The sequence below is a fragment of the Amycolatopsis sp. WAC 01375 genome (assembly GCF_003947325.1).
GTDB lineage: Bacteria > Actinomycetota > Actinomycetes > Mycobacteriales > Pseudonocardiaceae > Amycolatopsis.
Map to the genome: position 1 here is coordinate 1 of NZ_QHHW01000055.1, position 24340 is coordinate 24340.

Here is a 24340-nt window from a genome sequence, read left to right on the forward strand (position 1 = left end):
CCCCCGCGGACCCGGCCTTCGCCGCACTCGGTGACGCCAAGTTCGCCGAACTGGCGGGCAAGCCGGACCAGCTCGCCCCGATCCTGCAGTACCACGTCGTCGGGAAGCGTTACGACGCCAAGGGCCTCGCCACCGCCGGTTCGGTCGACAGCCTCAACACCTCCGGTGGCCCGGTCAAGATCGAAGGCACCGGCGAGAACATGACCGTCAACGGCGCCAAGATCCTGTGCGGCAACATCCCCACCAAGAACGCGACCGTCTTCGTCATCGACAAGGTGCTGACCCCCGGCACCAACAAGAACTGATCCTTCGTCCGGGCCACATCGAATACTCCCCTTACGGGTGGCCCGGTCATGGTGGCCGCCGCGGCTTCTTCGACCCCCGAGCCGCGGCGGCCATTCCTTGTGTCCACAGTGGCCGGTGAGGGGCATGACCCGGTCGTGCGGCGGATTTCGGGCCTCCGCCGCCGGGGGCGCCGATGCGGCGGCGTCCCGCCGGTCGTCGTCGTGGCCTTCACTCCATGGCCACGGCGGCGGCCGGCCTCCGTTCGTCGCGGTCGCTCATCGCGCAGCTGACCCGGAAGCCCAAGACCCATACCTGGCGCTTCGAGACCGAACCCGCCGCCGGCCGCACCGAGCTGGCCGCGGGTACCGCGATCGAGCCGTTCGTCACCGAGGTGACGAACCATCCCGGTGTCCACGCCGCGCACGCGACGCTCGCGGGGACCCGTGACACACCGGCTGCCGGTGACCGTCGAATTCCGCTTTTCCGCCAAGGCGGGAGCGCGCGCCCTTTAGTGGGTGATCACGCTCGTGGAAAAGCGCCCATCGGTGATGACGAGCGTGCGATCCACGAACGGAGCCAAGGTTTCGTCGTGGCTGATCATGAGCAGCGCGGTGCCGTGCCGGGTCGCCGCGGCGGCGAGGACGTCGAGCAGCCGGGTGCGGTTGGCCGCGTCGAGAGCCGAGGTCACCTCGTCGCAGACGAGGACTCTCGGGTGGGCCATGAGCGCGCGGGCCACGGCACAGCGCTGGAGCTGTCCGCCGGAAAGCAGGCCGGGGCGGGGGCCGGGTGGGCCGAGCGGCTCGACGCCGAGGGAACGCAGGAGCTCCTCCGCTTCGAGCCGGGCGTCCGCGCGGCTGAGGCCGCGGAGGAGGCGGCCGGTGTCGGCCACTTGGTCGAGTACGCCTCGGAATTCGTCGAAAGAGGCGCGGCTGTCCTGGTGGACGTAGTGGACCGCGCGGAGTTGCGCGCGATCGCGACGACGGGCCAGGCGCGGAAGACGGACGCCGTCGACTTCGATCGTGCCCGCGGCCGGTGGGGTCAAACCCGCCAGTGCGCGGCCGAGCGTCGTTTTGCCCGCGCCCGAGGCACCGGTGAGTGTGGTGCGGCTGCCCGCCGCCAGCTCCAGGTCGACGTCCTCGACGAGCGTCGTCCGCCCGGCCCGCACCGTGAGCCCGCGGACGACGAGCACCGGGGACGTCGGCGACGCGGCCGAAGATCCCTCGAAACGTCCGTGTTCGGGAACGGCGGGGGACGGCACCAACCGGTGGTCGCGGAGTTCGGCGACGTCGTCGGCGAGGGCACGCGCCAGTGTGAGGTCATGGGTCAGGATCAGCATCGCCGTCCCGGCACGGGAAAGCGCCGCGAGGCGGGTGGTGAGGGCGGTCCTGTTCGCCGCGTCGAGACCGCTGGTCGGTTCGTCGAGGACGAGCACACGGGGCCTGGTCACGAGGGTGGTGGCGAGGGCCATGCGTTGCTGCTGCCCGCCGGACAGCTGGTGCGGGAACCGGCGCCACAGATCCGGTTCGAGTCCCGCTTCCGCCAAGGCGGAGCGGGCCGCCGCCAGCCGCGCGGCGCGGCCATCGTGGTGAAGCGCGGCGAGTTCGGCCAGCACCGGACCGCAGCGGCGGACCGGGTCCAGCACCGCAGACGGCTGCTGCGGCAGGTGACCGATCACCCCTGCCCGCGCCCGCCGCAGTTCGGACGCGGGCCGGTCCAGCAGCGGGAATCCCGCGAGGCGGACCGAGCCGGACAGCTCGATCCCCGGGCGGGCTCGTCCGGTCGCGGCGAGGCCCAGTGTGGTCTTTCCCGCGCCGGACGCGCCGAGCACGACGAGGACGCGGCCGGGTTCGAGGGCCAGTGAGACGTCCTCCAGCAGAACGGTTTCCCCGGCGCGGGCGGACAGTCCGGCGATCTCCAGTACGGTCACGGGATCATCCGCCGGGTGGCGAGCAGCCGGTCGGTGACGAGGTTGGTGCCGACGCACAGAGCCATCAGCAGCGCGGCGGGCACCAGGACCACCGCGGGGGCGGTGTAGAGGGCTTCGCTGTTGCGTTCGATGACCACGGCCCAGTCCGGGGAGTCGGCCGGCAGGCCGAGCCCGAGGAAGTTCGCCGATGCCAGCAGATAGAGCACGACGCCGAGCCGTGTGCCGGCGTCGGTCGCGACCGGACCGGTGACGTGCCGGGCGACGTATCCGAGCTGGACGCGCCACCACGATCGTCCTTGCAGGGTCAGGGCTTCCACGGCGGTTCGGCAGCCCGGCGCCAGTGCCGCGGCCCGCACCACGCGGGTGATCGCCGGTAGCTGAAGGACGGCGACGGCCGGGACGAGCACGCCGGGCCCGCGGTGTCCGGTCGCGGCGAGCACCATGAGGACCAGCAACGAGGGGAAGGCCAGCACGAGGTCGAGTGATCGCATCACGGTCTCGTCGGCCAGCCGTCCGCGCCCGGCCGCGGCGAGACCGAGCGGTACCCCGACGAGGTAGGCGAGCAGGAGCGCGGTGACCGTCATGCCGATCACGGGAAGGCCACCCGCGAGGATCACGGTGAGCGTGTCGCGGCCGAGGACGTCGGTGCCGAGCGGATGGGCGGTGTCCGGTGCCTGCCACGGTGCCCCGACGGACACAACGGGGCCCGCGATCACCGGCCCGGCCACCGCGAGCAGGAGCGGCACCGCGAGCAGCGGCCAGCCGAGGGCTCTGCTCACCACGTGACCAGCTCCCGGCGTGGGGTCAGCCGGTGCGCGACGAGGTCGGCGACGAGGTTCCCGAGCACGACCACACCGGCGAACACCAGCACGTATCCCTGCACCTGCGGGATGTCCCGGTTCTGCACGGCTTCGACGAAACCCGTGCCGAGGCCGGTGATCGCGAACAGGGACTCGACGATCACCGTGCCGGTCAGCAGCCCTTCGACGGCGCGGGCGAGTTGCTGCACGGCGGGGGCCGCGGCGGCGGGCAGGAGGTGCCGCAGCACCACGGTGCGTTCGGGCAGGCCGAGCAGCCGCAGATGCTCGGCCACCTGCCCCCGGGTCTGCTCGGCGATCCCGATCCGGAGCTGCCGGGCGACATCGCACAGTTGCCTGCCGACGAGCACGATCACCGGCAGCACGAGCACCTCGGGGCGCGCGGCGAGGTCCGTTCCGGCCGCGGTGGCCGGGAGCAACCCGGTGTAGACGGCGAATCCCGCGACCAGCAGCAGGCCGAGGACGAACTCCGGTATCGAATGCAGGAACAGCGTGACGGCGGTGAGCATCCGGTCGATCCGCGACCCTTCGCGGAGTCCGCAGGTGACCCCGATGACGAGCGCGAGCGGTACGAGCACGAGCAGGGTCACTCCGGCGAGCACCGCGGTTGCGGCGAAGCGGCGGACGATCTCGTCGGTCACCGGGGCGCCGGTCACGAGCGACCGGCCGAGATCGCCGGTGACCAGTCCCGAAAGCCAGTTCCCGAACCGGTCGAGGAGCGGCTGGTCGAGGGCGAGCCGTTGGCGTACGGTCGCCACCTGCTCGTCGGTGGCCTGTTCGCCGAGCACGACCGAGGCCGCGTCGCCGGGGAGCAACGCGGTCACGGCGAATGTCGCGATCAGCACGACCATCGCCTGCAGCACGGCGAAACCCAGCCGCCGCACGGTGTGACCCGGCACGTCAGGACAGCCGGGCGCGGTCGAACCTCGCCCACTCGAAGGTGTTCGGCGGTGCGGTCACCAACCCGGAAACCCGCTTCGACACGGCGATCGTCCAGGTGCTGAACCCCCAGGCGAGCAGGCCGCCGGAGTCGTGCACGATCCGCTGGGCGTCGCCGAACAGCGCGAGCCTGGCGGCTTCGTCCGGGGTGGCCGCGGCGCGGTCCATGAGGGCGTCGAATTCCGGTGAGCCGAATCCGTTGACGTTGTTGGAGCCGCCGGTGCGGAAGCGCTGGTTGAGGAACGTCGCCACCGGCAGGGTGGCCGTGCGGGTGAGCGCGGCGACCCCCTTGGTCTTGATCTCGCCGAAGTAGGTGCTCGACGCGCGTGTGTTCGGCGTGACGGTGAGCCCGATTTCCTTGAGCTGCTGGGAAATCAGTGTGGCCGCGGTGGCGAAGCCCGGGTCGACGTCGCTGGTTTCGACGGCGAAGGCGAGCCCCTCGGCTCCTGCCTCCCGCACGAGCGCCCTGGCCAGTTCCACGTCGCGCCGACGTTGCGGGATGCCGGCGGCGTACCCGCGGAGTCCTTTGCCGAACAGGTCGTTGCCGATTTCGCCGCGACCGGCCAGCGCGACCCGGTTCAACGCCTCCCGGTCCACTCCGGACAGTACGGCGCGCAGCAACCTCGGGTCGGTGAACGGCGGCTGCGTCAGGCGCAGGATCAGGCCCTGCATCGTCGTTCCCTTGGCTTCGAGCAGCGAGACACGCCCGTCGCCGGTCAGCCTGGCCGCGGTACCGGCCGCGAGATCGTGGGCGTAGTCGATCTGCCCGGACAGCAAGGCGTTGACGCGCGCGGTTTCGTCGTTGACCGGGACGAACTCCAGCTCGTCGATACTCGGTGCGCCGTCCCAATAGGACTCGTTCTTGCGGAACACCGCCGGGCCGCCGGGAGTGAACGAGACGAAGCGGAACGGGCCGGACCCGATCGGCGCCGTGAAGCCCGTCGTCCCGGCAGGCACGATCTCCGCGCCCGGCGAGCCCCACCCCGACGGGAATTCGAAGTCGGGAGTGGTCAGCGTCAGTTCGAGTTCGGTGGGCGACAACGCCTTGCTGCGGGCGAAGTCCACCTTCGCGAAGTATTGCCGGGACGAGGAAGCCAGCGCGGGATCGGCGATCCGCCGGAAGGTGTAGAGCACGTCGTCCGCGGTGACCGGACGCCCGTCGTGGAAGGCCGCCTGCCGCAGCCTGATCCGCCAGCGCGTACCGGAACCGTCACTTTCCCAGGACTCGGCCAGCCGCGGCCGCAACGAGGTGTCGGCGTTGTAGGCGACCAGCGTGTCGAAGAGCGCTTTGGCCCGCGCCTGGTCGACGAAAAGCGAAACCTGTGCCGGATCCAGGGTTTCCTTCGACCCGCCCGCGGCGAACGCGACCTTCAGCCGTCCCGCGTCCGCGGGTGCGGCCCCGCAGGCGGCCAAGGGCGTGAGCGCGGCCAAAGCGAGCAGGCGCCGACGAGTGAGCGGATGACGCGTCATAGGGACCTCCGGGACATCGAGCACTGTCCCGGGCGCGCGGCCGCACGTGAACGGGACCCCGCTCCGTACTCCACGACAGTTGGGGCTGGCAGCACTCGGCGGGCAGTCCGGCTCACGGCACAGGCCGTTCACGGTTGCGGGTCAGCGCCGGATTCACACCGGCTTCCCCCGACGGGCACCTTCTTACGTTGTGACGCACACGGTAACCCATGATCGAGGTGTGCTACACAGGATGAAGATCACGAGGGGAGCGCGGTGGACCAGGGACTCGCGGCAAGCTGGGTGCGACGGTGGGATGTCCAGCAGGAACGCTACATCGCCGACCGCGAAGAACGCTTCGACGTCCTGATCGATGTCGTCGAGCACGTCTGCCGCGACGTCGCCGAGCCGCTGGTGCTCGACCTCGGCTGTGGTCCGGGTTCGCTGGCCACCAGGCTCGCCCGGCGGCTACCGCGAGCGCGAGTCGTCGGCATCGACAACGATCCGTTCCTGCTCGGCCTAGCCGAGGCCACCCGGCCTGCGCACGCGGACATCGAGTACCTCCAGGCCGACCTCGCCGAACGCGGGTGGCTGAAGTGGCGGCCGATCGACGCCGCGGTCTCGACGACCGCCCTGCACTGGCTGCGTCCCGAGCGGCTCGCCGAGACCTACCGTGACCTCGCCGGCGCGTTGAGGGAAGGCGGGGCGCTCGTCAACGGCGACCACTTCTACGACGCACAACCCGGCATCCGAGACCTCACCGAAACCGTCAAGAACCGTCGTGCCGCGCGGGCCGGAGTCGAGTCCCACGAAGACTGGAAAAGCTGGTGGGCCGCGGTCGCCGCCGATCCCGCGCTGGGGGAGCGGTTCACCGCGGCCGAGTTGCGGGGTATCTCGACCGGCTACGGCAACCGGCTCAGCCCGCAGGAGCACACGAGACTGCTCAGGGAGGCGGGCTTCGCGGAAGCGGCCCCGGTGTGGCAGTTCGGCGACGACTACGTCCTGGCGGCGCTGCGCTGACCCCGCCGGACGGCACACCGAGCTGCCGGTGGTCGGTCCGTGAAGGCCTCCTTGAGGGACTCTGGGTCCCTCAAGGAGGCCTTCACGGACGGGTGAGCGTTCCTCGTCCGGCGGTGCATAGTGGTCCGGATGTGTCCCGTGTGGACAGTCGAGGTGTGCTCGTCTCGTTGCCCTGTTCAGGAATGCGGGCTTCGACCTCATGAGTGAGGGCCCTTACCTATTGCCTTCGGGCTGGCCAGTGCCGCCAACGGCGTAGAAGCTGTGCGGGGACTGCCTGCCGAAGGGAAGACTGTGTCGAAGCGATTCCGGGAGCCCGTGGCGTCCGCTCTCGAGTTGCGTCTGGTCCGGGACCGCATGGTGGCAGGCGTGGTGCGCAGGATGGCCACCATGCCGGACGTCGCCCCTTACCTGCGAGGCTCCTCTCGTCCGGTGGCGGTCCGGCTCATCGGAGAGGTGCTCTCGCGATGCCTCGACGCACTCATGCCGGGCAGCGCGCTCGGCGGAGGAAAGGGCGCGTTGCGCTCACTCCCCGGCGAACCGGCCGCGGTCAGGACCGTGGTCGCCCGGGTGCTGGGCAGGCTCGCCTGGGAGCAGCTTTCCAGGCTCATCGAACCGCTCGACACCACCTCGCAAGCGGTGCGCGACGCGGCGGAGGGCTGGCCGAATTCGGTGTGGTGCGCAGTCACGTCCAGAACGGCGAGGACGGCGCGTTCACCGTCACCGCTGTCACGGTCGATGGCGAGTTGTCGCCGGGCAGCGACGCCCGTCTGCTGAGTGAAGGCCACGCGACGGTGACCGCGCTGAATTCGGTCGCCGAAGACCCTGACCTGGACTGGTGATCACCCGCATGCCTTCTGACGACCGGGGAAACGTCATATCCGCCGCAGCGCTCGCCTTGCTGGGGAGCGACTCGCGCCTCGAACGGAAGATCGACGAAGCGACGGCCGAACTCGCGCGACAGGACGATCGGCGCGGTAGCGCCGGCCTTCCAAGGCCGCCGAAGGGGCCGCGCTGACGCGAACAAACCACTGCTCGGGTCCATCGCCGATCAAGGCGGCCGGATCATCCTCGACTTCATCTCCTGTGTCATGACCGTTCATCGTCCCGGAGAAATACGTGGTAATCGTTTGCCACTCGTTCGGCGCGGTCGCTTCAAGCTGAGCCCGTGCCGGCTCGGGAGAAGCTTCCGGAACTTCATCCGGTCGAGCGCGAGGCCATGTTCACGTCTCGGGGTGTAGCAGTGGCATCACTGGGAACGACTCCCTTACGACCTTGGCCCAAGGAGGATCTTGTAGTGCAACAGATCGAGAGCTTCGTCCACGACGATCTGAACGATTTGGCTTTGAGGATCGGGAAGTGCGCGAAAGACCTGCGCGAAGAGAAGAAGAAACCGGTTCGTGTTTCGTCGATGACGTTGACCAACGTCTTCGTCCCCCGAGGACACGAGGATGCCGGGCTGACGTAGTCCGCGCTCGTTTGCTTCGACATCGGTTGAGACGGACCGGGAGCCCCACACGCGTGAGTGGGGCTCCCGGTCCTTCGTCTGGAGGCGGCTTTGTGGTGGCGGAGTGATCGGGCGGTTGTGCGTACCGTGACGCACAAGAAGTCGCTTCGCTCCGCGTTCTTCGGTTCAATCGCGCTCGACCGCGAACCTGAGGGACTGGAGCTGCATGAGCGACAAGGACGACCGCCCCTTCACCGTGGGTGGCGACTTCTCGGTGAAGGGCTCCAACTTCGCCGGCCGGGATCAACACATCGGTGACACCGTCGGTGGCGACAAAGTCGGCCGCGACAAGGTCACGAACACGAAGGTCCGGTTCGGACTCGGCGTCCTCGCCCTGGCACTGGTGGGTGGTGGTGGGTACATCGTCAGTCAGGAACTCGGCTCGTCACCCACCGACGTGGTGTATCAGGAAGGGCTCGACGGCGCACTCAACACGGTGAGCGCGATCAGACAGGCGGAGATCGATCTCAACGCCGCTGACTGGTGCGTGCTGGCATCCGCGAAGTCCGGAGACACCTGCCGGGACGTCATCGCTTCCGCCTTCACCCGGAACCCGGAGATGCGTGCCGAGATCAACGATGTGGTGATCGGCGGAGTCGCCGGCTCGAACAACGCCGCGCAGGTGAACGTGTCACACCGCGGCGCCAAGGTCGGTGTACTCCCCATGCGCTGGGACGGCAAGCGGTGGGAGATCGACCCTGGCGCCTATCTCCTGGCTGTCAACAATGGCGGTGTGGTCATGACGGCTGTGCTGAACGCCCACCAGTGCGGCGCCTTCCTCGGAACGACCACGGGGTGCAAGAAATGAGCGAGTATCCGTTTCCCGCCACGATCGTGGTCGTGGACCTGCGATCGTTCAGCAAACTGAGGAACCCCGACCAGATCGCCGCTCGGCGACAGCTCTACGGCTTGCTCGCGGACGCGTTCACCGCGGGAGGGGTCGACTGGAAGCTGTGCGCGCACGAAGATCGTGGTGACGGCGTGCTGGTGATCGTGCCGACCGAGACTCCGAGAGCGGTGCTGCTCGGGCCCGTCCTCACAGAGTTCGCGCATCGCGTGGAATCGGCGGAGAGGCTCCCTTCTGGCTGGGCTTGCCAAGTACGGGTGGCGGTCCAGGCAGGCGAGGTGCATCAGGATGAGAACGGTTTCGTCGGCTCGGACGTGAACCATGCCTTTCGGCTCGTGGACTCCGACGTACTTCGCGAAGCGTTGTCCACCACCGACCGAAGGTGTGCCGTCCTAGTCTCGGACGTGCTGTACCAGGCGACCGTCCGGCACGGTTACGACCAAATCGACCCCAATGCCTTCCATTGCACGGTGGTGCACGTAAAGGACGTCACAGCCACGGCATGGCTGTCGATTCCCGGCGACGACGCCGCCGCACGTGCTGTGGCGGCGCGGCAACGCGGCCCCCAGCGATCGGACGCGCAGAACGCCGTCGGCGGGAACGTGACCATTACTGACTCGAACGTCTCCGGCAGAGACCAACACATCGGCGACAAGGTGGCCGGCGCCAAGGTCGGCCGCGACCTCATCAACAACCAGACGTTCGTAGAACAAGTACGCCGCCACCCGCGCGCCGCCATCCTGATCCTGCTCTTGCTCCTCCTCGGTGTCGGCTGGGTTGGTTACGCGTTGCTCAGCGCGGACGACGGAGGCGCGGCCATGCCGGACAACAACTCGTCCTCACCGGACGCCGGTCAACCGCTGCGCGATCCCGGCATTCTCGTTGGCAGCTGGCGATCATCGGACGACACGGGAACAAAGGTGTACAGCGGAAATGGAGGAAGCTGCGAAGGATTCTACTACCACCAAGGTAGGGTCCTTGACATCGGCGGCCAGATGACCTGCCGTATTTCGAGTCAGCCCGACGTCAATGGACGCTACACTTTTCAAGTTACCCAGAAACCCAATCAAGCCAGTTATAAAATCACGTTCGACTCGCCTGATCAGGCAACGATATACGGTTCCGACGGCGCGCCGATCTACCGACTCAGCAGGTTCTGATCACCTCGTTACGTTTAGCCCTGCGACGACGATGTAGTCAGCGACCTCGCAAGCCGGACGGAACGAGACACGAGCGTGACAGCGATTTCGCAGTTGGCCATCGTGACCTCCGGGCACCGCGTCGGCAGTTTCTGGCGAAGGCTCGACGATGCCGAACGTGAAGCCCTGGTCTCCAAGGCCGTCCTGCGCCGATATGAAGTCGGCGCCACGCTGATCCGGGCCGGCGATCCGGACAATTGGGTCGCTGTGCTTCACAGCGGACGAGTCCGGCTGTTGGCAGCTGACGGGAAAACGCCCATCGCGCCACGGTTCGCCGGAGACATTGTGGGCGAACAGGCTGTGCTGGATCGCGAAGTGAGGTCTGCGACAGTCCAAGCGGAGACACCGGTGCGCGCGCTCATCATCGACGGCAGCGCGTTCGACCGCTACCTGGCACAACGTCCCCGCGTGCTCCGCGTCCTTTGCGCCGTAGTGTCCGAGCGCCTGCGCGAGTCGGATCGGAACATCGTCGGCCAGAACGACGATGCTTTCACGAAGATCGTCGAAATGCTGTTGCGTTATGTCGATGATTTCGATCCGGCCTACAGTGATCGGCTCAGGTTCGCCATCGGATCCCAGGCCGCGTTGGGTGAGTCATTGGGGTTGTCGCGAGAATCGGTGGTGCGCGCCCTCAAAACACTTCGAGAAGATAAAGTCATCACGACCGACCGTGGTGTGATCACTATCAAGGACGTCGACGAGTTACGCGCTCGGACCAGTCGATAACAAAGAGGGCCGGTCTGCCACATGTGACGCACATGCACAAGCCGATGAAGCGCCTTCAATGGTTACCTCGGCACGATCCGGTCGAGCATCACATATGTCCAGAACGGACTGGGCAGCGAAGGAGAAATCATGCTCTGGCGTTTGACGGCCTGCGCCGTGATCATCGCGGTGGTCGCGGGTGGGTGCGGGGTATTCGGCGGTAAGCACAAGGTCGGCGAGTGCGTCCGTACCACTGTCGGCGTCGGCGGCACCGACATCAAGCCGGCGGAATGCCCCACGAGTGGGAACGTGATGGACAACCTCGGCGACCCGATCTACAAGATCACCCACGTCGGAGGCTACGAGGAGAGTTGCCCCGAGGACGACAAATACGGGATCCAGCTGAAACACGAGCCGGACGACGCTGTCTACTGCCTCGCGATCGCGCGCTGACGTGGGAAGACCTTCGAATCTCACGACCGGCGCGATGCTCCTGACATTCCTTGTCGTCCTGACATCGTGTGGCGGGGATACGGGCCAAGGCGCTACCACGGCCACGACGACCTCGTCGACGGCAGCGACGACAACGACCAACTCGGCCACGGCCGCTCCGACGACCACAGCCGCGAACTACGGGCCGCTTCATAAAACCGTCACCTTCGCAATCACCACAAAGGACGGCTACAAAGCCGATATCGCGGTCGAGTGGCATCAGGAAATGACCATCAGCGAAGGTAGCCTCTTCCAGGCGTGCCGCGACCTCATGCTCGGTACGAGCGAGAAAGCGGACAGTGGGAAGATCGTGATGTCCGCGGTCGTCGCCGAGGTCACCGCCCAGTTCCCGCAGGTCACGGGGTTCAGCTGGCCGTCGGACAAGACGATCGCCCTGTCGTACGGAGACGGCAAGGAGACCCAATACTGGGACCGCGCCAGCACGTGCTTCGACTCCATGGACCCCAACGGCAGCCCGGCGCAGTTATCCGGACTGGCGATGAGCCCCGCCAGGTCATCGCTGAAGATCATGTGGGTCCGGACTGGCGAGAAGACGCCGAAAAATCCTGAAGGTACCCCGGAAGGCGACCCGCGAACGTATCACGTGGCACCATCGATCGACCTCGACGGAAGCTGCGTCGCGTCCGACACAAAGGGCGATGCCAAGAGCTATTGCAGGACGGCATACGGGTCATGACCGGTTCAGGTGGCGGCCAGAACCGGTGTTGCGACGAAGTTCGTGGTGGTCGGTGTTTCGTCAGCGCATCGGGCGGGACAGGCCGGCCAGGACCTGCTTCGCTGCCCGCTCACCCGACGAGGCCGCGTCGGGTGAGTGAGGGCATATCGAGCCGATAGTCGCCGGCGAGGTGAACGGGGCCGAGGTGTCGGCACAACGTCGGCAAAGAAGGTCCGCGGTGAGCCGGGTGACGATCCCCTCGTCGGTGAGCCCGAACAGGCTGAGAAGACCCGCGCCGCCGACGAACCCAGCGTGACCTGCGACTTCGGCGCACGACGGGGACTCCTCGGTGTCGACGTCGTCCGGGACGTGGCGGTGCTGACGCTCCGGCGTCCCGAGAAGCTCAACCGGCGTCTCCCGGTTCGTCATCGGCAACCCGTGCCTAGCTTCGATCGGGCCCCTTCGCCGTGCCGGCAGGCCGGTACCGCACGTTGACTTCCGAGCTGGGGTCGCCGTCACCGACCTGGTGCAGGTGAATGGGCGCGCGGCCCGGGTTGTGGTAGAGCCGGATGCCCTCGCCGAGCAGGACCGGTGCGATGTGCAGGTCGATCTCGTCGATCAGTCCCAGGTCGAGTAGCTGAGCGCCGATGGTCGGGGACAACACTTCGAGGTTCTTGCCGCCGGCGGCTTCGAGTCCGAGCCGTACCGCCTCCGCGGGGTCACAGTCGAGGAAGGTGACTCCCTCGGCGGGTGCCGCGTCTTCGGGGTGGTGGGTGAGCACGAAGATCGGCCCGTCCCAGTCGCCGCCGTACGGGCGGCCACCACTCGCGGCGGCCATATCCCAGCCGTCTCGACCTCCCAGCACGGCGCCCGTGGTCGTGACGTATTCGCCTTCCAGGCCCGGGCGGTTCGTCCCGGTCATCCAGTCCATCGCGTGGTCCGGGCCCGCCACGAAGCCGTCCAGCGACATCGTGAAGTGCCAGAGCACCTTTCCCGCCGCGGTCTGCGGTTCGGTGTCGTTCATCCGTAGGCTCCTCGGCTTGGTTGCGGCAGCGGGACGTTCGTCAGCCGCGTTCGGTTCTCCCGGCGAAGCGCCGGCGTTGTCCTTCGTGGATGTCGCTCACCCATTCCCAGCCGGGCTCGGCCGCCGGGCCGATTCGCGGGTCATCGGGGTCACGGCCGTCACGCAGGGCGTGCACGTACGCCCGATCCTGGCGCATCCTCGCGCGTACCCGATCACCTCTGCCGACGGAACCATGCCCGGGGACGACGACCTCGACGTCGTCTGCCACACCTTCGAGCAGCCGCAGCCCGACGAGGTACTCCTCGATCGGGTCATTGGTGTCGTGCACGTCGTCGAGCATCGGGATGAAGACATCCGAGAGCATGTCGCCGGCGACGAGAACGCCGCGTTCTTCGATCAACAGTGCCGCGTGGCCCGGGGCATGCGCCGGATGCTCGATGATCCGGACTTCAGGACCATCCCAAGGAATCCTCGCGGTCTCGGCGGGCAGACCCGTGATGAGACCGTACAGGTCCAGCGGTGTCACCTCGGCGATTTCCGGCGGCAACCCCTCGGCGGCGCGGGCCTTCCAATCCGCCTTCGACCGCACATCTCGCATATGAGCCGCACAACGGGCTGTACCGAAACGAGGCACGTCGCCAAGTTCGGCGTGCCACAGCACGTGATCCCAATCAGGATGGGTCGAGAATCCCGCCACGACGGGCTCGCCCAACTCCCGAAGGTCGTTCGCGAGACAGGTCATCTCATCGCCCGTTATCCCGGGGTCGATGAGCAGCACGCCGCCATTGCCCCGCACGACAACGGTGTTGTTCCGAAGCAACTCGCTCTGATGGACCAGCACTCCCTCGGCAACCTGGGTCAGCATGAGGCTCCTTCCGCGGCCTGCGGCTTGATGTCGTTCATTCGTAGTCTCCCGCCTTGCGTCCGAGTCGACGGACTGCGCCCCGACAGGCGACACGCACCGATCAGGTTTTCGCGCCGCGTCCGTCTATACGTGTGAGATCGACTCACAGGAGGCTGACGCCATGCGGAAACTGACCTTCGGCATGAATGTGACCCTGGACGGCTACATCGCCGCACCCGGCGACGACCTCGGCTGGAGCGGGGGTGAGGGACCGGACTCGTCGCCGAGCGACGAGCTGTTCCAGTGGTGGTCCGACCGGGTGGCGGCGACGGGACTGGCGCTGTACGGGCGCAAGTTGTGGGAGGCGATGAGTTCCCACTGGCCGACCGCCGACCGGCAGCCCGGCGCCACACCGGCGGAGATCGAGTTCGCCCGCCGCTGGCGGGACATGCCGAAGGCGGTGTTCTCCTCGACGATCGACAAGGTCGATTGGAACACCCGCCTGGTCACCGGCGACGCGGTCACCGGGATCACCCGGCTCATGGCCGAGGACGGCGGCCCGATGGACATCGGCGGCGCGACGCTCGCCGGGGCGGCCATGCGGGCCGGGCTGATCGACGAGTACCTGCTGGTCACCGTGCCGGTCTTGGTGGGCGGAGGCACGCCGTTCTTCACCGCGTTGGACAGCTGGGTGAAGCTGACCCTGGTGGAGACGCGGACGTTTCCCGGCGGCGTGGTGCTGACCCGATACGAGACGAGGCACTGATGGGGCCGGGTTCGATCACAGTGCCGGGAGCGGGTCCAGCCATGGTTTGCCGGTGGCGTCGAAGCCGGTGAGCTCGGCGATCTTCCCGTCGACGATGCGCAGCACCGCGATGGCGAACAGCCGGTACTCCGTGTCTTCGGGGGCGCGGAGGTACAGCGCGGCGGCCGGCATGCGGTTGACCGTCGTGCCGATACCGCGCCAGTCGTCACGGCCGCGCTCGAAGAGCCCACCGGAGACCCAGCCGTCCACCGCGTCCTTGGCCGTCATGGTCACGGGGCCCAGCTCGGGCAGCATCGCGAAGCGCAGGTCGTCGCGCAGCAGGGACATCAGCCCGTCGAGGTCGTTGCGCTCATGGGCGTCGATGTACGCCTTCACCACGCCGCGCTCGTCATGCGACAGCTCGTGAGGGGCGGGGCTCCTCCAGTCGAGGCGACGGTCGGGCAGCTGCTCGCGCATCGTCACGCGGGCTCGCTGCAGTGCGCTGGTCACCGATGCGACGGTCAGCTCGAGGGCGTCGGCGACCTTCGAGGCGGGCCAGCCGAGGACGTCGCGCAGGATGAACACCGCCCGCTGCCGCGGCGGCAGATGCTGGACGGCGACGATGAACGCCAGCTCGATCGTCTCCCGCGACACCACCGATTCCTGCGGGTCCTCGGGGAGCATCCGGTCGGGGTACGGCTGCAGGTGCGGCACCTCGGAGCCGGAGTCCGACAGCCCGGACGGCACGGGTGTGCGGTCATTGCGCTTCTGAAGGAAGTCGAGGCAGGCGTTCGTCGCGATCCGGTACAGCCAGGTCCGCAGTGCGGCGTGGCCCTTGAACGACTTCCGCTTGTTCCACGCTCGCAGGAACGTCTCCTGCGTCATGTCCTGGGCGTCGTCGTAGTTCGCGAGCATCCGGTAGCAGTGCACCTGCAGCTCACGCCGGTGGCGTTCGGTGATGAGCGCGAACCGCGCGGTATCGCCTGAGCGGGCCAGCGCGATGAACGTGGCCTCGTCAGCGCCCAGCGGGCCGGCGTCGGTCATGGTCGTCAATCCTTCCACCGGTGCGAGGGGGTCACCAGAACTGACGACGTGGCGGAGGATTTCTGATCGGTGGAAGAGCCCCGAATAGCGCGCGGCGCGGCAATTCCCGCGACGCGCCCTTGAGGTCCTGTCCGGTCTATCGGGGAAAGGACGTCAAGGGCGCGATCGGCGATTCAGGACTTCTTGCGAGGTGCACGCTTGCGCTTGACGGGAGCCTCTTCGGCGACCGGTTCGGCGGGGGCCGACTCGGCGTTGTCGAACGCTTCGTAGATCTCGTTGGGAATGCGACCGCGCTCGGCGATCGCGTAACCGTTGGCCGACGCCCAGGCGCGGACCTGCTGGTTGCGTTCGCGGTCGGTGGGCTTCGCCGCGCCACCGGCCACGGTGGACTGTCCGGTTGCGACCTTCACCTTGCGCCCGCCGACTCGCCTGCTGGCGTCGATGAAGCGCTCGAGCTCTTCGCGCAGGGCGCCGGCGTTGTCATCGGAGAGATCGATCTCGTAGGTGACGCCGTCGAGCGCGAAGGGCACGGTCTGGGTGGCTTCGCCACCGTCGATGTCGTCGACGATCTGGACGGATACCTTTTGTGCCATCGAAAGTGCCTTCCGCTAGGTCATGCCACGCCATCTCGGATTGGCGCAGTGCCAATGAGCCTAGGCGTAGGGGGCGTCGCGTGATCGGCGGGACGCCCGGACGACGCCCGCCGGTCGCACGACTGAGCCTTACTTGCCGATTTTCGATTCCAGCGTACGGCGTCGAGCGGTCACCTCGTCGGGGTCGTCCCCGAGGACCAGCAGTTGCAAGGTGCTTTGCCGGCGCGGACTGTCCGTGTGACCGGTGTCATGACCGGCCACGATGAGCAGGCCGCCGGCGGCCAACGCCGGGCGTATCCCGGCGAGCAGGTCGGTGAGTGGGCCGGCGACGGTCAGCTTCACGGATTCGGCGGGGAGGTCGAGAGCGTCGGGGCGGACGGACTGCATCGCCAGCAACGGGATCGAGCCACTGGTGATCCGGAAGTTCAGGTCGAGCACGACCTGCTGGCCGTCCCGGGTTTCGGCGCAGTCGAGGCTGCACAGGCCGCGGTAGCCGACATCGGCCGCGCGCTGGGTGATCGCCAGGCATTCGGCGAGCAGTTCGGCGGGAGGAGTGGTGACCGCGCCGAATCGGCCGCCGGCATAGACCCCGATCGCGTCGACGCGTTGTTCCGTCACAGCCAGCAGGCGAGCCCGCGCGTCCGCTGCCACATAGAACTGCAGGCCCCAGTTACGCAGGATCTGCAAGTACTCCTCGACGACGAACTCGTTGAGCACGTCGGTGAACGCCGGCAGCGTGATCTGCTCGTGGGCCTGGTGCAGATAGACATCAAGGCTGCCGCCGTGCGCGTCGTTGGTCGCGGCCTTGAGCACCCACGACTTCTCCGCCGGTGCCGCCTCCGCGAGTTGCCCGCGGGTCACGACGCTCCGGTGCGCTTGGAAACGTGGATCGACCAATGTGGTGATGCTGGCTTTGTTGTTCAAATAGCCGACGAGTTGCGCGCTTTTGAGCGCGCGTTCGTCCGGGCACAGCGCGGTCGGCTGCGGGTACTCCATCGACATCAGCAGGCCATCGGATATCGCCTCGGTCACGCGGGCGGCGAATTCCCTTTCATTTCGGAACTCGCGCAAATCCGTGCCGACAGGCAGGCCGCTGTCACGCAGGTGTGCCAGCAAATCCGGGTCCGTGCCACCGGCGCTGCAGATCACCGGCATGTCGGCCGCGACGGCGATCGGTCGCGCGGAGACCACGTCGCGGGTGTGGCGGTGCCTGTTCACGGGTTCGGCCGCGGCCAGTTCGGGGCGCGCGCAAACGGCGATGCCCGGACCGTATACATCGGTGAGAGAACGAGGAGCGCTGACGGCATGCGGCAGAACGACTGGGACGCTGATGGAGGATCTCCTGTGGAGTGAGTCGGACCGGTCAGAACCGGCTGTGGCATGCGAGGAGAACCGAGAAGGGAAGGCAGCGTTGATCACTCGACTGCCGCGAGCAGCGGCAGGGAGCTTGCCAGGACCGGCGCCGTGGACAGTGTCACGCCTGCCGCCTGCCACCATGCTACGTCCTGACCTGGTGTATTGGCAGGCGCGGTTGGCGAAAAGCGGCCTTGATCCGGCGTGCCTCGTTCAGCGCGCGGTCACGCCGGCGGCCGCCTGGAGGCAGATCTTCATCGGAGCGTGACGGAAGTTTCGTCTTCCGGCCGAGTCTTTCCTCTCTTTCACCTGTCTCCAGGTGGGGCCGACCGGGTTTGTGGACGGCCTCGAAGTTACCCGGATGGAGAGCCGTCGTCGGTCCCTGCCGGTGTGGCGATGGCTGCCGAGCGTGAGCCGTGGACGGTCAGTTCTTCGTGCAGCCCGGTGATCTGCAGTGGCCGGAAGACGGCGCGCGTGGTGGCGACCAGCCGGAAGTCGGTGTGCGGGGCGGCTTGCCGGTGGGCGGCCAGCAGGACCTCCAACCCGGCGGAGTTCAGGAACCGGACGAGACTCAAGTCCACGATCAACCGTCGCGGCCGTCGGTTCAACGCCGCCTCGATCGCTCGGCGTGCCGTGGGCGCGGTGTGCAGGTCCAGGTCGCCGTCCACGACGAGTACCAGGGTCCGGCCGAGTTGCTCCATCGTCACGGCCAAGGGGGAAGAACGGCGTGCCGGAGGCTCGTGTCCGCCGGTGGGGACCTCGATGACCGCGCGAACCACGCCGAGGCCTGTCCTGGTCACCGGGGGCGCACCGAGTGTCGTGCGATCCGGTCGCGGGCGACGCGACCGTCGTAGGTCGAGCGTAATGATCTTCACGATCCGGGCTCCAGACTGGCCGGCCGTCGCTGAAGCTCGCCGCACGGGAAGAGGCAGGCGCACGGGGCCAAGGGACAGATGCGACCGTTGATGGGCGGTCGTCGTGAGGGCGGTGTCTGGGCACTCCGGCGCTGGCGTCGGGATTCTACCGCATATTCGGGTAAAACGCCTCGTTCAGGGGTTACGCTGACGGTATCGGCCGTCCGGAACCGGCGGAACGGTCACTGTCCTCAATGGACGATGTCTGTTTTCCTGCGCCGATTTCCGTGCTGAACCCGGAGCGGGTGAATTATCGCCGGTTTGCGACGGGATTTCCTCTGTACAATAAAAGTACCGAGAGTATTTCGCGCGTCGGAGAACGACCGATGTCACCTTCGGTTCTTCATCGATTCCGGTCTTCGTGGCCGGAGACCGGAGCCGAATATGCATGCCGACCCTCTCATCCTGGACGCCGCCGAACGGTTGAGGATCAAGCCTCGCAACTCGGAGAGCGGTCGCGTCGATGGTGCCTGGTGGCCGCGGTCGCGTGACTTGACGGTCGAGGTGCCCGAGCTCGCCGCGTCGCTCGACGGCCGGATCGGCCCGGTGTGGCGGGTGGCGTTCCCGCCGTCGGCCTGGGCGGTCACGGTCCGTGAGCTGATCTGGCACGGGCGGCTGGTCAAGCTGGAGGGAATCGGCTCCCAGAACGTTCACATCGTGCACGTGACCGGCGGGAACATGCAGCGGCTCACGTTGCTGGTCGTCCCGCCGGAGGCGGACGCGGCTGCTGCCGAGGGAGTGCTGATGGCGGCCTCCGGGCAGAACAACGTGGCCGGTCCGGAGGCGCTCCTTGACGAGTTCGGCGCGCGGCCGGTCCCGGAGAACGCCCTCGCCCGTTGGGAATCCGAAGGTGGTCGTGGCGATTGACCCGAGCCTGCGAAGGCAGGCCCATCGTCGAACGAGCCCTTGGACAGCGAGGGAAGCGAGAACTCGGCTAGACAGAGCATGAGGAGTGAAAATGCCGGTTGGCACAGAGAGGTCCATCGTCGCTGGGGTCGACGGGTCACGGTCCGCGAGGACCGCCGCGCTCTGGGCGGCGGACGAGGCCGCGAAACGTGGGCTGCCCTTGCGGCTCGTCCACGTGTTCACGATCCCGGTCGTGAAGATGCCGGGCGTGATCCCCTCTTTCGACGGGGTCCGTGAGGGTTTCGAGAGCCGCGGTCGAGCATGGATTCTCGAGGTGAAGGAAGCAGTGTTCGCCAGGCATGCGGATCTCGTCGTCGAGACCGCGGTCCGCGAGTGGCACCCGGCGGCCGCCCTGATCCAGGAGTCGGCGAGGGCGACGGCGGTCGTGCTCGGGTCACGAGGACTCGGCGGTTTCACCGGGATGCTGGTGGGCTCCACCGCGGTCGCGCTCGCCCATCACGGCCATTGCCCGGTCGTCGTGGCCCGAGGTCGGCGACCGGACGATGCCGCACCGGAAGCGGGGCCGGTCGTCGTGGGCACGGACGGTTCGCCGATCAGCGAGGCGGCCCTCGGGTTCGCGTTCGACGAAGCGAAGCTGTGGAACGCTCGCCTGACGGTCGTGCGGACCTGGTCGGAACTGGTCGACCACGGCGCGATCCGGCCTCAGTTCCTCGCCGTCGATCCGGCCGAGATCGAGGCCGCCGACCGGAAATCGACCGAGGAGCAGGTGGCTCCTTGGCGGGAGAAGTGTCCGGACGTTCCGGTCGAAATCGTCGTCCGCAAGGGAAGGCCTGTCCGCGCGTTGCTCGAAATCGGTGCGGGCGCACGGCTTCTCGTCGTCGGCAGCCGGGGCCGCGGTGGATTCGAGGGCATGCTCCTCGGGTCGACCAGTCAGGCGCTGATCGCCCACGCCGAGTGTCCCGTCGCCGTCATCCGGGGAGATCACCTCAACGCGGAACTGTGAAGTCGGCGGGAGACCTGCCACGTACGGGTGACCGACCACCGTTTGCCTTGCCAGGCCCGGTGAAAGAGCGAAGGGTCGGTCAGGTCGAGGGTGTTGGTCGATCCGGTGCCCTCAGGTATGCGGCACCGGGCAGTGACCCCAGACCCCCGGTCATCACACCACCTCGCAGGTCCGTGGCAGCAGTCCCGGATCCCTTTCACAGGTGGAAGGTTGATCATGAGATCGACAGCACGTATCAGCACGGCAGGCCGGGCCGGCCGGGCACTGATCGGTGTGGGCACGGCGGCAGGTTTCGCTCTTCTGGTGCCCTCGCAGGCGTGGGCGCTCCCGCCGGGGTGTACCCAAAGCGGCGCCAACTTCACCTGCACCGCCGGGATTCCCGCCGGTCAGGTGCTGGACGGCACCGCGGGGAACAACATCATCACCGTCACCGGCGGTGCCGTGAACGGCACCGTGAACGGTCTTGCCGGTAACGACACGATCAAGGTCACCGGCGTCGCCGGTGCCGCGGGCACCAACGGCCCGCCGGGAGCCGACGGCACCGCGGGTACTCCCGCGGGCGACGCGGGTGGCAACGGCGGCGCGGGCAACGTCGGCGGTGCCGGTGTGGGGAGCACCGGTGTCATCGACGGCGGCGCCGGTACCGACAGCATCACCGTCACCGGTGGTGCCGGTGGTGCCGGAGGAAACGGCGGCCAGGGCGGGACGGGATTCGCCAGCGGCGCGGGCGGTGCCGGTGGCAACGGCGGCGTCGGCGGGATCGGTGGTGCCGGCAACGCCGGGAACGTCACCGGTGGCGCGGGCAGCGACACCGCGACCTTCACCGCGGGCAGGGGCGGCAACGGCGGTCTCGGCGGTCCGGGTGGCAACAGTGGCCTCGTTGCCGGTGGCGCGGGCGCCGGAGGTATCGGTGGCGCGGGCGCGGCCGGTGGCGTCGGGAACTCCGGAACCTTCACCGGCGATCTCGGCGATCCCGGTCTCGACACGGTCACCGCCAACGGTGGTGCCGGTGGTACGGGAGCGGCCGGTGGCGTCGGCGGTTGCGGTCACGGCGGCGGCGCCGGTGGCGTCGGTGGTGCCGGGGGCGCGGGTGGTACCGGGAATTCCGGGACCATCACCGGCGGTGCCGGTATCGACACGCTGAAGGCCAACGGCGGGCTCGGCGGCAACGGTGGCGTCGGCGGCAAGGGCGGCAACGGTCTCGCCGCCGTCCAGCCTGGCGGTGCCGGCGGTGTCGGCGGCGCGGGAGGTGCCGGCGGGATCGGAAGTTCGGGCACTCTGACGGGCGGAACCGGTGTCGACATCATCACCGCGACCGGCGGCAAGGGCGGCAACGGCGCCGGCGGCGGTAACGGCGGCACGGGCTGCAGTGGCCCCGGCGGTCCTGGTGGCATCGGCGGTGCCGCGGGTGCCGGCGGTCTCGGGAACTCCGGAACCATCAACGACGGGGCGGACACCATCGCCACCCCGGCCGGTACCAGCGGCCTCGCGGGCGGTAGCGGCGTCGCCGGAATCAACAACGGCGGCATCTGCACCTGCTGACCATCAGGCTCGCCGTATCGACGTGCGGCGGCACGATTTCCGGTAGCAGCAGGAGATCGTGCCGCCTCATTCGACAATGCCGGGAAACAGCAGTCCAAAGTGGACAACTCCGCGCGTCACAACCGACAATCACCCTTGCCATGTAAGGAAAGGCGGCGGTTCTACGCGGAGAAAGCAACTGTGTGACATCGATGCTCGGTCGCGTCCTGAGCCGGTGAACGCGACGGTAAGTGCTGACGGCCACCTGTCTCGGTCTCACCGTGGCTGTGCCGTCACCGCTCCAGACCGTGGCGGGTCGTACCCGAACCCGTGGCGTCAGGAGCTTCGTTGTGGACAGTGCCGCCTGGCGGGCATGTCGATTTCGATGAATACGCGGCGTGTTCGCTGAGGCTCTCTTGAGGGGTAGGGCAAAGGTGGCAGGTTGCGAAAGCCACTTTGGCAACGTTCAACGTTGCGAAAGTGGCTTTCGCAACGTCGGGTGCAGGGGTGCGGTAGCGAAGAAGGGCGCCTTCGCTACTCCGGTGCCTTCGCGGAACCCCATGGTCGGGATGTGTCGCGAAAGCCACTTTCGCGACGCCTGAGGTCCCGAAAGTGGCTTTCGCGACACCTGGGTGCACCACGGCCGCGAGCGAATCCCCGCCACCCGCGACACCTTTGCGTTACCCCTCAATACCTCGCATTGGACTGTGAGGTCCGTCTGTCAGGTGATGGCTGGGTGCAGTTGCGCAACGCCGATACCTCTGTGTCGTCGCCTGTGGGCGGACGGCATCGACACCAGCTCATGGGGGCGTCGTTGAACACGGTGGCACCGAAGGCTTTCACGTGACAAGCCCCAGCGGGGGAGTCCGCTGGGGCTTGCCGTGGGACGGCGCCGTTCGATCAGCCGGTGCAGTTGGGCACGGCAGGGGTGCTTCCGACGCAGTTGTTGGGGGTGTTGGCGGTGATGGGCGCGTTGTTGGTGGTCATGGTGCCGTTGATCCGGTAGACGCCGCCCGCGGTGAGCAAAGCGTGGTTCGCGGTCACGGCGGTCTGGGTGATGGTCGTCGCGGTCGAGTCGACCGCGGCGATACCGCCTCCTTGCGCGCCGCTGTTGCCGCTGACGAGCATCGGGGTTCCGGAGACGCCGGTGGTGGTCAGCGTGCCGCGGAGACCGTTGTAGATGCCGCCTCCCTGAAGGAGCGCGGTGTTCCCGAGAACATTGCTTCTGGTGAACGACGCGGCGGGTGCCGTGCCGGACGGGGTGTCGGCGTTGGCGAGGCCGCCGCCGGCGAGGGTGGCGTAGTTGCCGCTCAGGCTGCTGCGGGTGAGCGTCACGGCGCCGTGGTTGAGGATGCCGCCTCCGTTGCCGACCACGCTGCCGTTGGTGAAGGCGACCGAGGTGGTCAGGGTGAGGTTGCCGGTCGGGCCGACTTCGGCGATCCGGAAGGGGAGCAGCGCGGTGCGCGTGATGGTCGCCGGGCCGAGCAGTTCGATCGGTGTGGTGATGACCGGCAGCCCGTTGGCGAGTCCGCCGTGCGGCGCGGTCAGTGTGTAGGTGCAGCCGCCTGCCAGCGTCAGGGTGTCGCTGTCGACCGTGGAGTTGGCGAGGTTGATGGCGTCGACGAGGGCGTTCTCGCCGCACGCCACGGGAATGGTCGTCGCCTGCGCGAGGGGAGCCAGCGCGAGCATGCTCCCGCTCAGGATGGTCGCGCCGACGACGGCCCGCAGAATACCGCGGTTTCTTCGCATCACATCTTCTTTCCTGGAGACGATTCCGCTGGGGTTCAAGAAGGAAACGGCGGTCATCCGACGCAGCCGGGAACGGGAGAGGGACTGCCGGTGCAGTTGGTCGCGGTGTTGGCGGTCACCGTGGAGGTGTTCAGCGTCGCCGAACCCGCCACGTAGTAGATCCCGCCGGGATTCACCGTCGCGGCGTTGGTGCCGACTACACTGCTGGTGAGCGTGAGCGTGCCGTTCACACTGGCGATTCCGCCGCCCTGGCCCGCGGTGTTGCCGTTGACCGTGCTGCTGGTGAACGTCGCCGCAGACGGGGTCCCGGTGCTGTACAAGGCGCCACCTCGGCCGTTGGCGGTGTTGCCGGACAACGCGCCACCGGTGAGGGTCACCGCGCCGAAACTGAGGATGCCGCCGCCGTCGTCAGTGCCCGCGGCAGCCGCATGGCCATTGCTGATGGTGACCGCTTTGAGCGTGATGCCGCCGGTGGGTGCCACCTGGCCGATGCGGAAAGCGGCCGCCGCCGGCGCGCGGGTGATGGTGTTGGCGTTGCCCTCGAAGGTGATGGGCGTGGTGATGACCGGCAGGCCGGCCGGACCGTGGACGCCGTCGTCACCATGGGCGGAGGTGAGGGTGTAAGTACACCCGGGGGTCAAGGTCACGGTGCCGCCACCGGCCGCGTTGGCCGCGTCGACCGCGGAGACCAGCGCCGCCTCGTCGCAGGGAACGGATTCCGCACGGGCCTGAGCCGAGGCGGGGAGGAGAACAACCGATCCGGCAACCAGAACCAAGGCGCCGGCAAGGGTGGAAAACGTGCGATTGTGTCGCATTTCGACT

General features: G+C 68.0%; 27 protein-coding genes and 1 riboswitch. Of the genes, 13 read left to right on the forward strand and 14 right to left on the reverse strand.

The features are described from left to right. Nucleotides 1-305 (forward strand): fasciclin domain-containing protein (locus tag DL991_RS37595; protein ID WP_148106376.1); only part of this gene is annotated, 305 nt, incomplete at its 5' end. A gap of 208 nt (nucleotides 306-513) precedes the next feature. Here DL991_RS37595 and DL991_RS37600 read toward each other — a convergent pair. From DL991_RS37600 to DL991_RS37620, 5 genes are read right to left on the reverse strand one after another with little or no spacing between them, the layout of a single operon-like run. Beyond that, nucleotides 514-735 carry a hypothetical protein gene (locus DL991_RS37600; RefSeq protein ID WP_125789103.1) on the reverse strand — a complete coding sequence of 74 codons (222 nt, stop codon included), beginning with the start codon at nucleotides 733-735 and terminating at the stop codon, nucleotides 514-516. Nucleotides 736-793: 58 nt separating this feature from the next. Continuing rightward, entirely contained in the window at nucleotides 794-2212 is a 1419-nt protein-coding gene (locus DL991_RS37605; RefSeq protein ID WP_125789104.1) for an ABC transporter ATP-binding protein, read from the reverse strand. Then, complete coding sequence (locus DL991_RS37610; protein WP_125789105.1) at nucleotides 2209-2994, reverse strand: ABC transporter permease; 786 nt, start codon at nucleotides 2992-2994, stop codon at nucleotides 2209-2211. Before DL991_RS37610 ends, DL991_RS37605 begins: the two co-directional genes overlap by 4 nt. Next, entirely contained in the window at nucleotides 2988-3929 is a 942-nt protein-coding gene (locus DL991_RS37615; RefSeq protein WP_125789106.1) for an ABC transporter permease, read from the reverse strand. Before DL991_RS37615 ends, DL991_RS37610 begins: the two co-directional genes overlap by 7 nt. A gap of 1 nt (nucleotide 3930) precedes the next feature. Beyond that, entirely contained in the window at nucleotides 3931-5439 is a 1509-nt protein-coding gene (locus tag DL991_RS37620; protein ID WP_125789107.1) for an ABC transporter substrate-binding protein, read from the reverse strand. Between the two features lie 83 nt (nucleotides 5440-5522). Next, nucleotides 5523-5637: riboswitch (cobalamin riboswitch) on the reverse strand. Nucleotides 5638-5694: 57 nt separating this feature from the next. On the opposite strand from DL991_RS37620, the gene DL991_RS37625 reads away from it, so the two are divergent. The 8 genes from DL991_RS37625 (at nucleotide 5695) to DL991_RS37655 (ending at nucleotide 11882) form a co-directional block, all read left to right on the forward strand. After that, nucleotides 5695-6438, forward strand: coding sequence for a trans-aconitate 2-methyltransferase (locus DL991_RS37625; RefSeq protein WP_125789108.1), 744 nt, complete (start codon nucleotides 5695-5697; stop codon nucleotides 6436-6438). A 291-nt stretch (nucleotides 6439-6729) separates the two neighbouring features. After that, the gene (locus tag DL991_RS42775) at nucleotides 6730-7212 is read left to right on the forward strand and encodes a hypothetical protein (protein WP_158634493.1); all 483 of its coding nucleotides are present in this window, start codon (nucleotides 6730-6732) and stop codon (nucleotides 7210-7212) included. Nucleotides 7213-7732: 520 nt separating this feature from the next. Continuing rightward, nucleotides 7733-7903, forward strand: a complete 171-nt coding sequence (locus DL991_RS42780; protein WP_158634494.1) for a hypothetical protein — start codon at nucleotides 7733-7735, stop codon at nucleotides 7901-7903. A gap of 205 nt (nucleotides 7904-8108) precedes the next feature. Then, on the forward strand, nucleotides 8109-8750 hold the full coding sequence (locus DL991_RS37635) for a hypothetical protein (protein ID WP_125789109.1): 642 nt from the start codon (nucleotides 8109-8111) through the stop codon (nucleotides 8748-8750). Beyond that, entirely contained in the window at nucleotides 8747-9949 is a 1203-nt protein-coding gene (locus tag DL991_RS37640; protein WP_125789110.1) for a hypothetical protein, read from the forward strand. Before DL991_RS37635 ends, DL991_RS37640 begins: the two co-directional genes overlap by 4 nt. Nucleotides 9950-10024: 75 nt before the next feature. Then, nucleotides 10025-10714: a Crp/Fnr family transcriptional regulator gene (locus tag DL991_RS37645; protein ID WP_125789111.1), complete on the forward strand. Its 690-nt coding sequence runs from the start codon at nucleotides 10025-10027 to the stop codon at nucleotides 10712-10714. 129 nt (nucleotides 10715-10843) lie between these two features. Beyond that, nucleotides 10844-11146, forward strand: coding sequence for a hypothetical protein (locus DL991_RS37650; protein ID WP_125789112.1), 303 nt, complete (start codon nucleotides 10844-10846; stop codon nucleotides 11144-11146). Between the two features lie 34 nt (nucleotides 11147-11180). Further along, nucleotides 11181-11882 (forward strand): hypothetical protein, encoded by a 702-nt coding sequence (locus DL991_RS37655; RefSeq protein WP_125789113.1) that lies wholly within the window; start codon nucleotides 11181-11183, stop codon nucleotides 11880-11882. Between the two features lie 60 nt (nucleotides 11883-11942). Here the strand turns inward: DL991_RS37655 and DL991_RS43130 are convergent, their stop codons facing one another. From DL991_RS43130 to DL991_RS37670, 3 genes are read right to left on the reverse strand one after another with little or no spacing between them, the layout of a single operon-like run. Further along, nucleotides 11943-12290 carry a hypothetical protein gene (locus DL991_RS43130; RefSeq protein ID WP_233599229.1) on the reverse strand — a complete coding sequence of 116 codons (348 nt, stop codon included), beginning with the start codon at nucleotides 12288-12290 and terminating at the stop codon, nucleotides 11943-11945. A 13-nt stretch (nucleotides 12291-12303) separates the two neighbouring features. After that, nucleotides 12304-12885: a dihydrofolate reductase family protein gene (locus DL991_RS37665; protein WP_125789114.1), complete on the reverse strand. Its 582-nt coding sequence runs from the start codon at nucleotides 12883-12885 to the stop codon at nucleotides 12304-12306. Between the two features lie 40 nt (nucleotides 12886-12925). Next, nucleotides 12926-13750: an MBL fold metallo-hydrolase gene (locus tag DL991_RS37670; protein WP_125789180.1), complete on the reverse strand. Its 825-nt coding sequence runs from the start codon at nucleotides 13748-13750 to the stop codon at nucleotides 12926-12928. A gap of 160 nt (nucleotides 13751-13910) precedes the next feature. Between DL991_RS37670 and DL991_RS37675 the strand changes: the two genes are divergently transcribed. Next, on the forward strand, nucleotides 13911-14495 hold the full coding sequence (locus DL991_RS37675) for a dihydrofolate reductase family protein (RefSeq protein ID WP_125789115.1): 585 nt from the start codon (nucleotides 13911-13913) through the stop codon (nucleotides 14493-14495). 15 nt (nucleotides 14496-14510) lie between these two features. On the opposite strand, the gene DL991_RS37680 is transcribed toward DL991_RS37675, so the two are convergent. The 4 genes from DL991_RS37680 to DL991_RS37695 all read right to left on the reverse strand — a co-directional run bounded on the left by DL991_RS37680 (nucleotide 14511) and on the right by DL991_RS37695 (nucleotide 18264). After that, nucleotides 14511-15518 (reverse strand): RNA polymerase subunit sigma-70, encoded by a 1008-nt coding sequence (locus DL991_RS37680; RefSeq protein WP_125789116.1) that lies wholly within the window; start codon nucleotides 15516-15518, stop codon nucleotides 14511-14513. A 173-nt stretch (nucleotides 15519-15691) separates the two neighbouring features. Continuing rightward, nucleotides 15692-16111 carry an Lsr2 family protein gene (locus DL991_RS37685; protein ID WP_125789117.1) on the reverse strand — a complete coding sequence of 140 codons (420 nt, stop codon included), beginning with the start codon at nucleotides 16109-16111 and terminating at the stop codon, nucleotides 15692-15694. Nucleotides 16112-16240: 129 nt separating this feature from the next. After that, nucleotides 16241-17530: a hypothetical protein gene (locus tag DL991_RS37690; RefSeq protein ID WP_125789118.1), complete on the reverse strand. Its 1290-nt coding sequence runs from the start codon at nucleotides 17528-17530 to the stop codon at nucleotides 16241-16243. A 287-nt stretch (nucleotides 17531-17817) separates the two neighbouring features. Beyond that, the gene (locus DL991_RS37695) at nucleotides 17818-18264 is read right to left on the reverse strand and encodes an STAS domain-containing protein (RefSeq protein ID WP_233599231.1); all 447 of its coding nucleotides are present in this window, start codon (nucleotides 18262-18264) and stop codon (nucleotides 17818-17820) included. Nucleotides 18265-18762: 498 nt separating this feature from the next. Between DL991_RS37695 and DL991_RS37700 the strand changes: the two genes are divergently transcribed. The 3 genes from DL991_RS37700 to DL991_RS43910 all read left to right on the forward strand — a co-directional run bounded on the left by DL991_RS37700 (nucleotide 18763) and on the right by DL991_RS43910 (nucleotide 21790). Continuing rightward, nucleotides 18763-19245 (forward strand): DUF5994 family protein, encoded by a 483-nt coding sequence (locus DL991_RS37700; RefSeq protein WP_125789119.1) that lies wholly within the window; start codon nucleotides 18763-18765, stop codon nucleotides 19243-19245. A gap of 91 nt (nucleotides 19246-19336) precedes the next feature. Beyond that, on the forward strand, nucleotides 19337-20248 hold the full coding sequence (locus tag DL991_RS37705; protein WP_125789120.1) for a universal stress protein: 912 nt from the start codon (nucleotides 19337-19339) through the stop codon (nucleotides 20246-20248). 216 nt (nucleotides 20249-20464) lie between these two features. Then, a complete protein-coding gene (locus DL991_RS43910) occupies nucleotides 20465-21790 on the forward strand; it encodes a hypothetical protein (protein ID WP_125789121.1) in 1326 nt (441 codons plus the stop codon). An 879-nt stretch (nucleotides 21791-22669) separates the two neighbouring features. Here the strand turns inward: DL991_RS43910 and DL991_RS37715 are convergent. Then, nucleotides 22670-23518, reverse strand: a complete 849-nt coding sequence (locus DL991_RS37715) for a hypothetical protein (protein ID WP_125789122.1) — start codon at nucleotides 23516-23518, stop codon at nucleotides 22670-22672. A gap of 53 nt (nucleotides 23519-23571) precedes the next feature. Beyond that, on the reverse strand, nucleotides 23572-24333 hold the full coding sequence (locus DL991_RS37720) for a hypothetical protein (protein WP_125789123.1): 762 nt from the start codon (nucleotides 24331-24333) through the stop codon (nucleotides 23572-23574). Nucleotides 24334-24340: the final 7 nt, after the last annotated feature.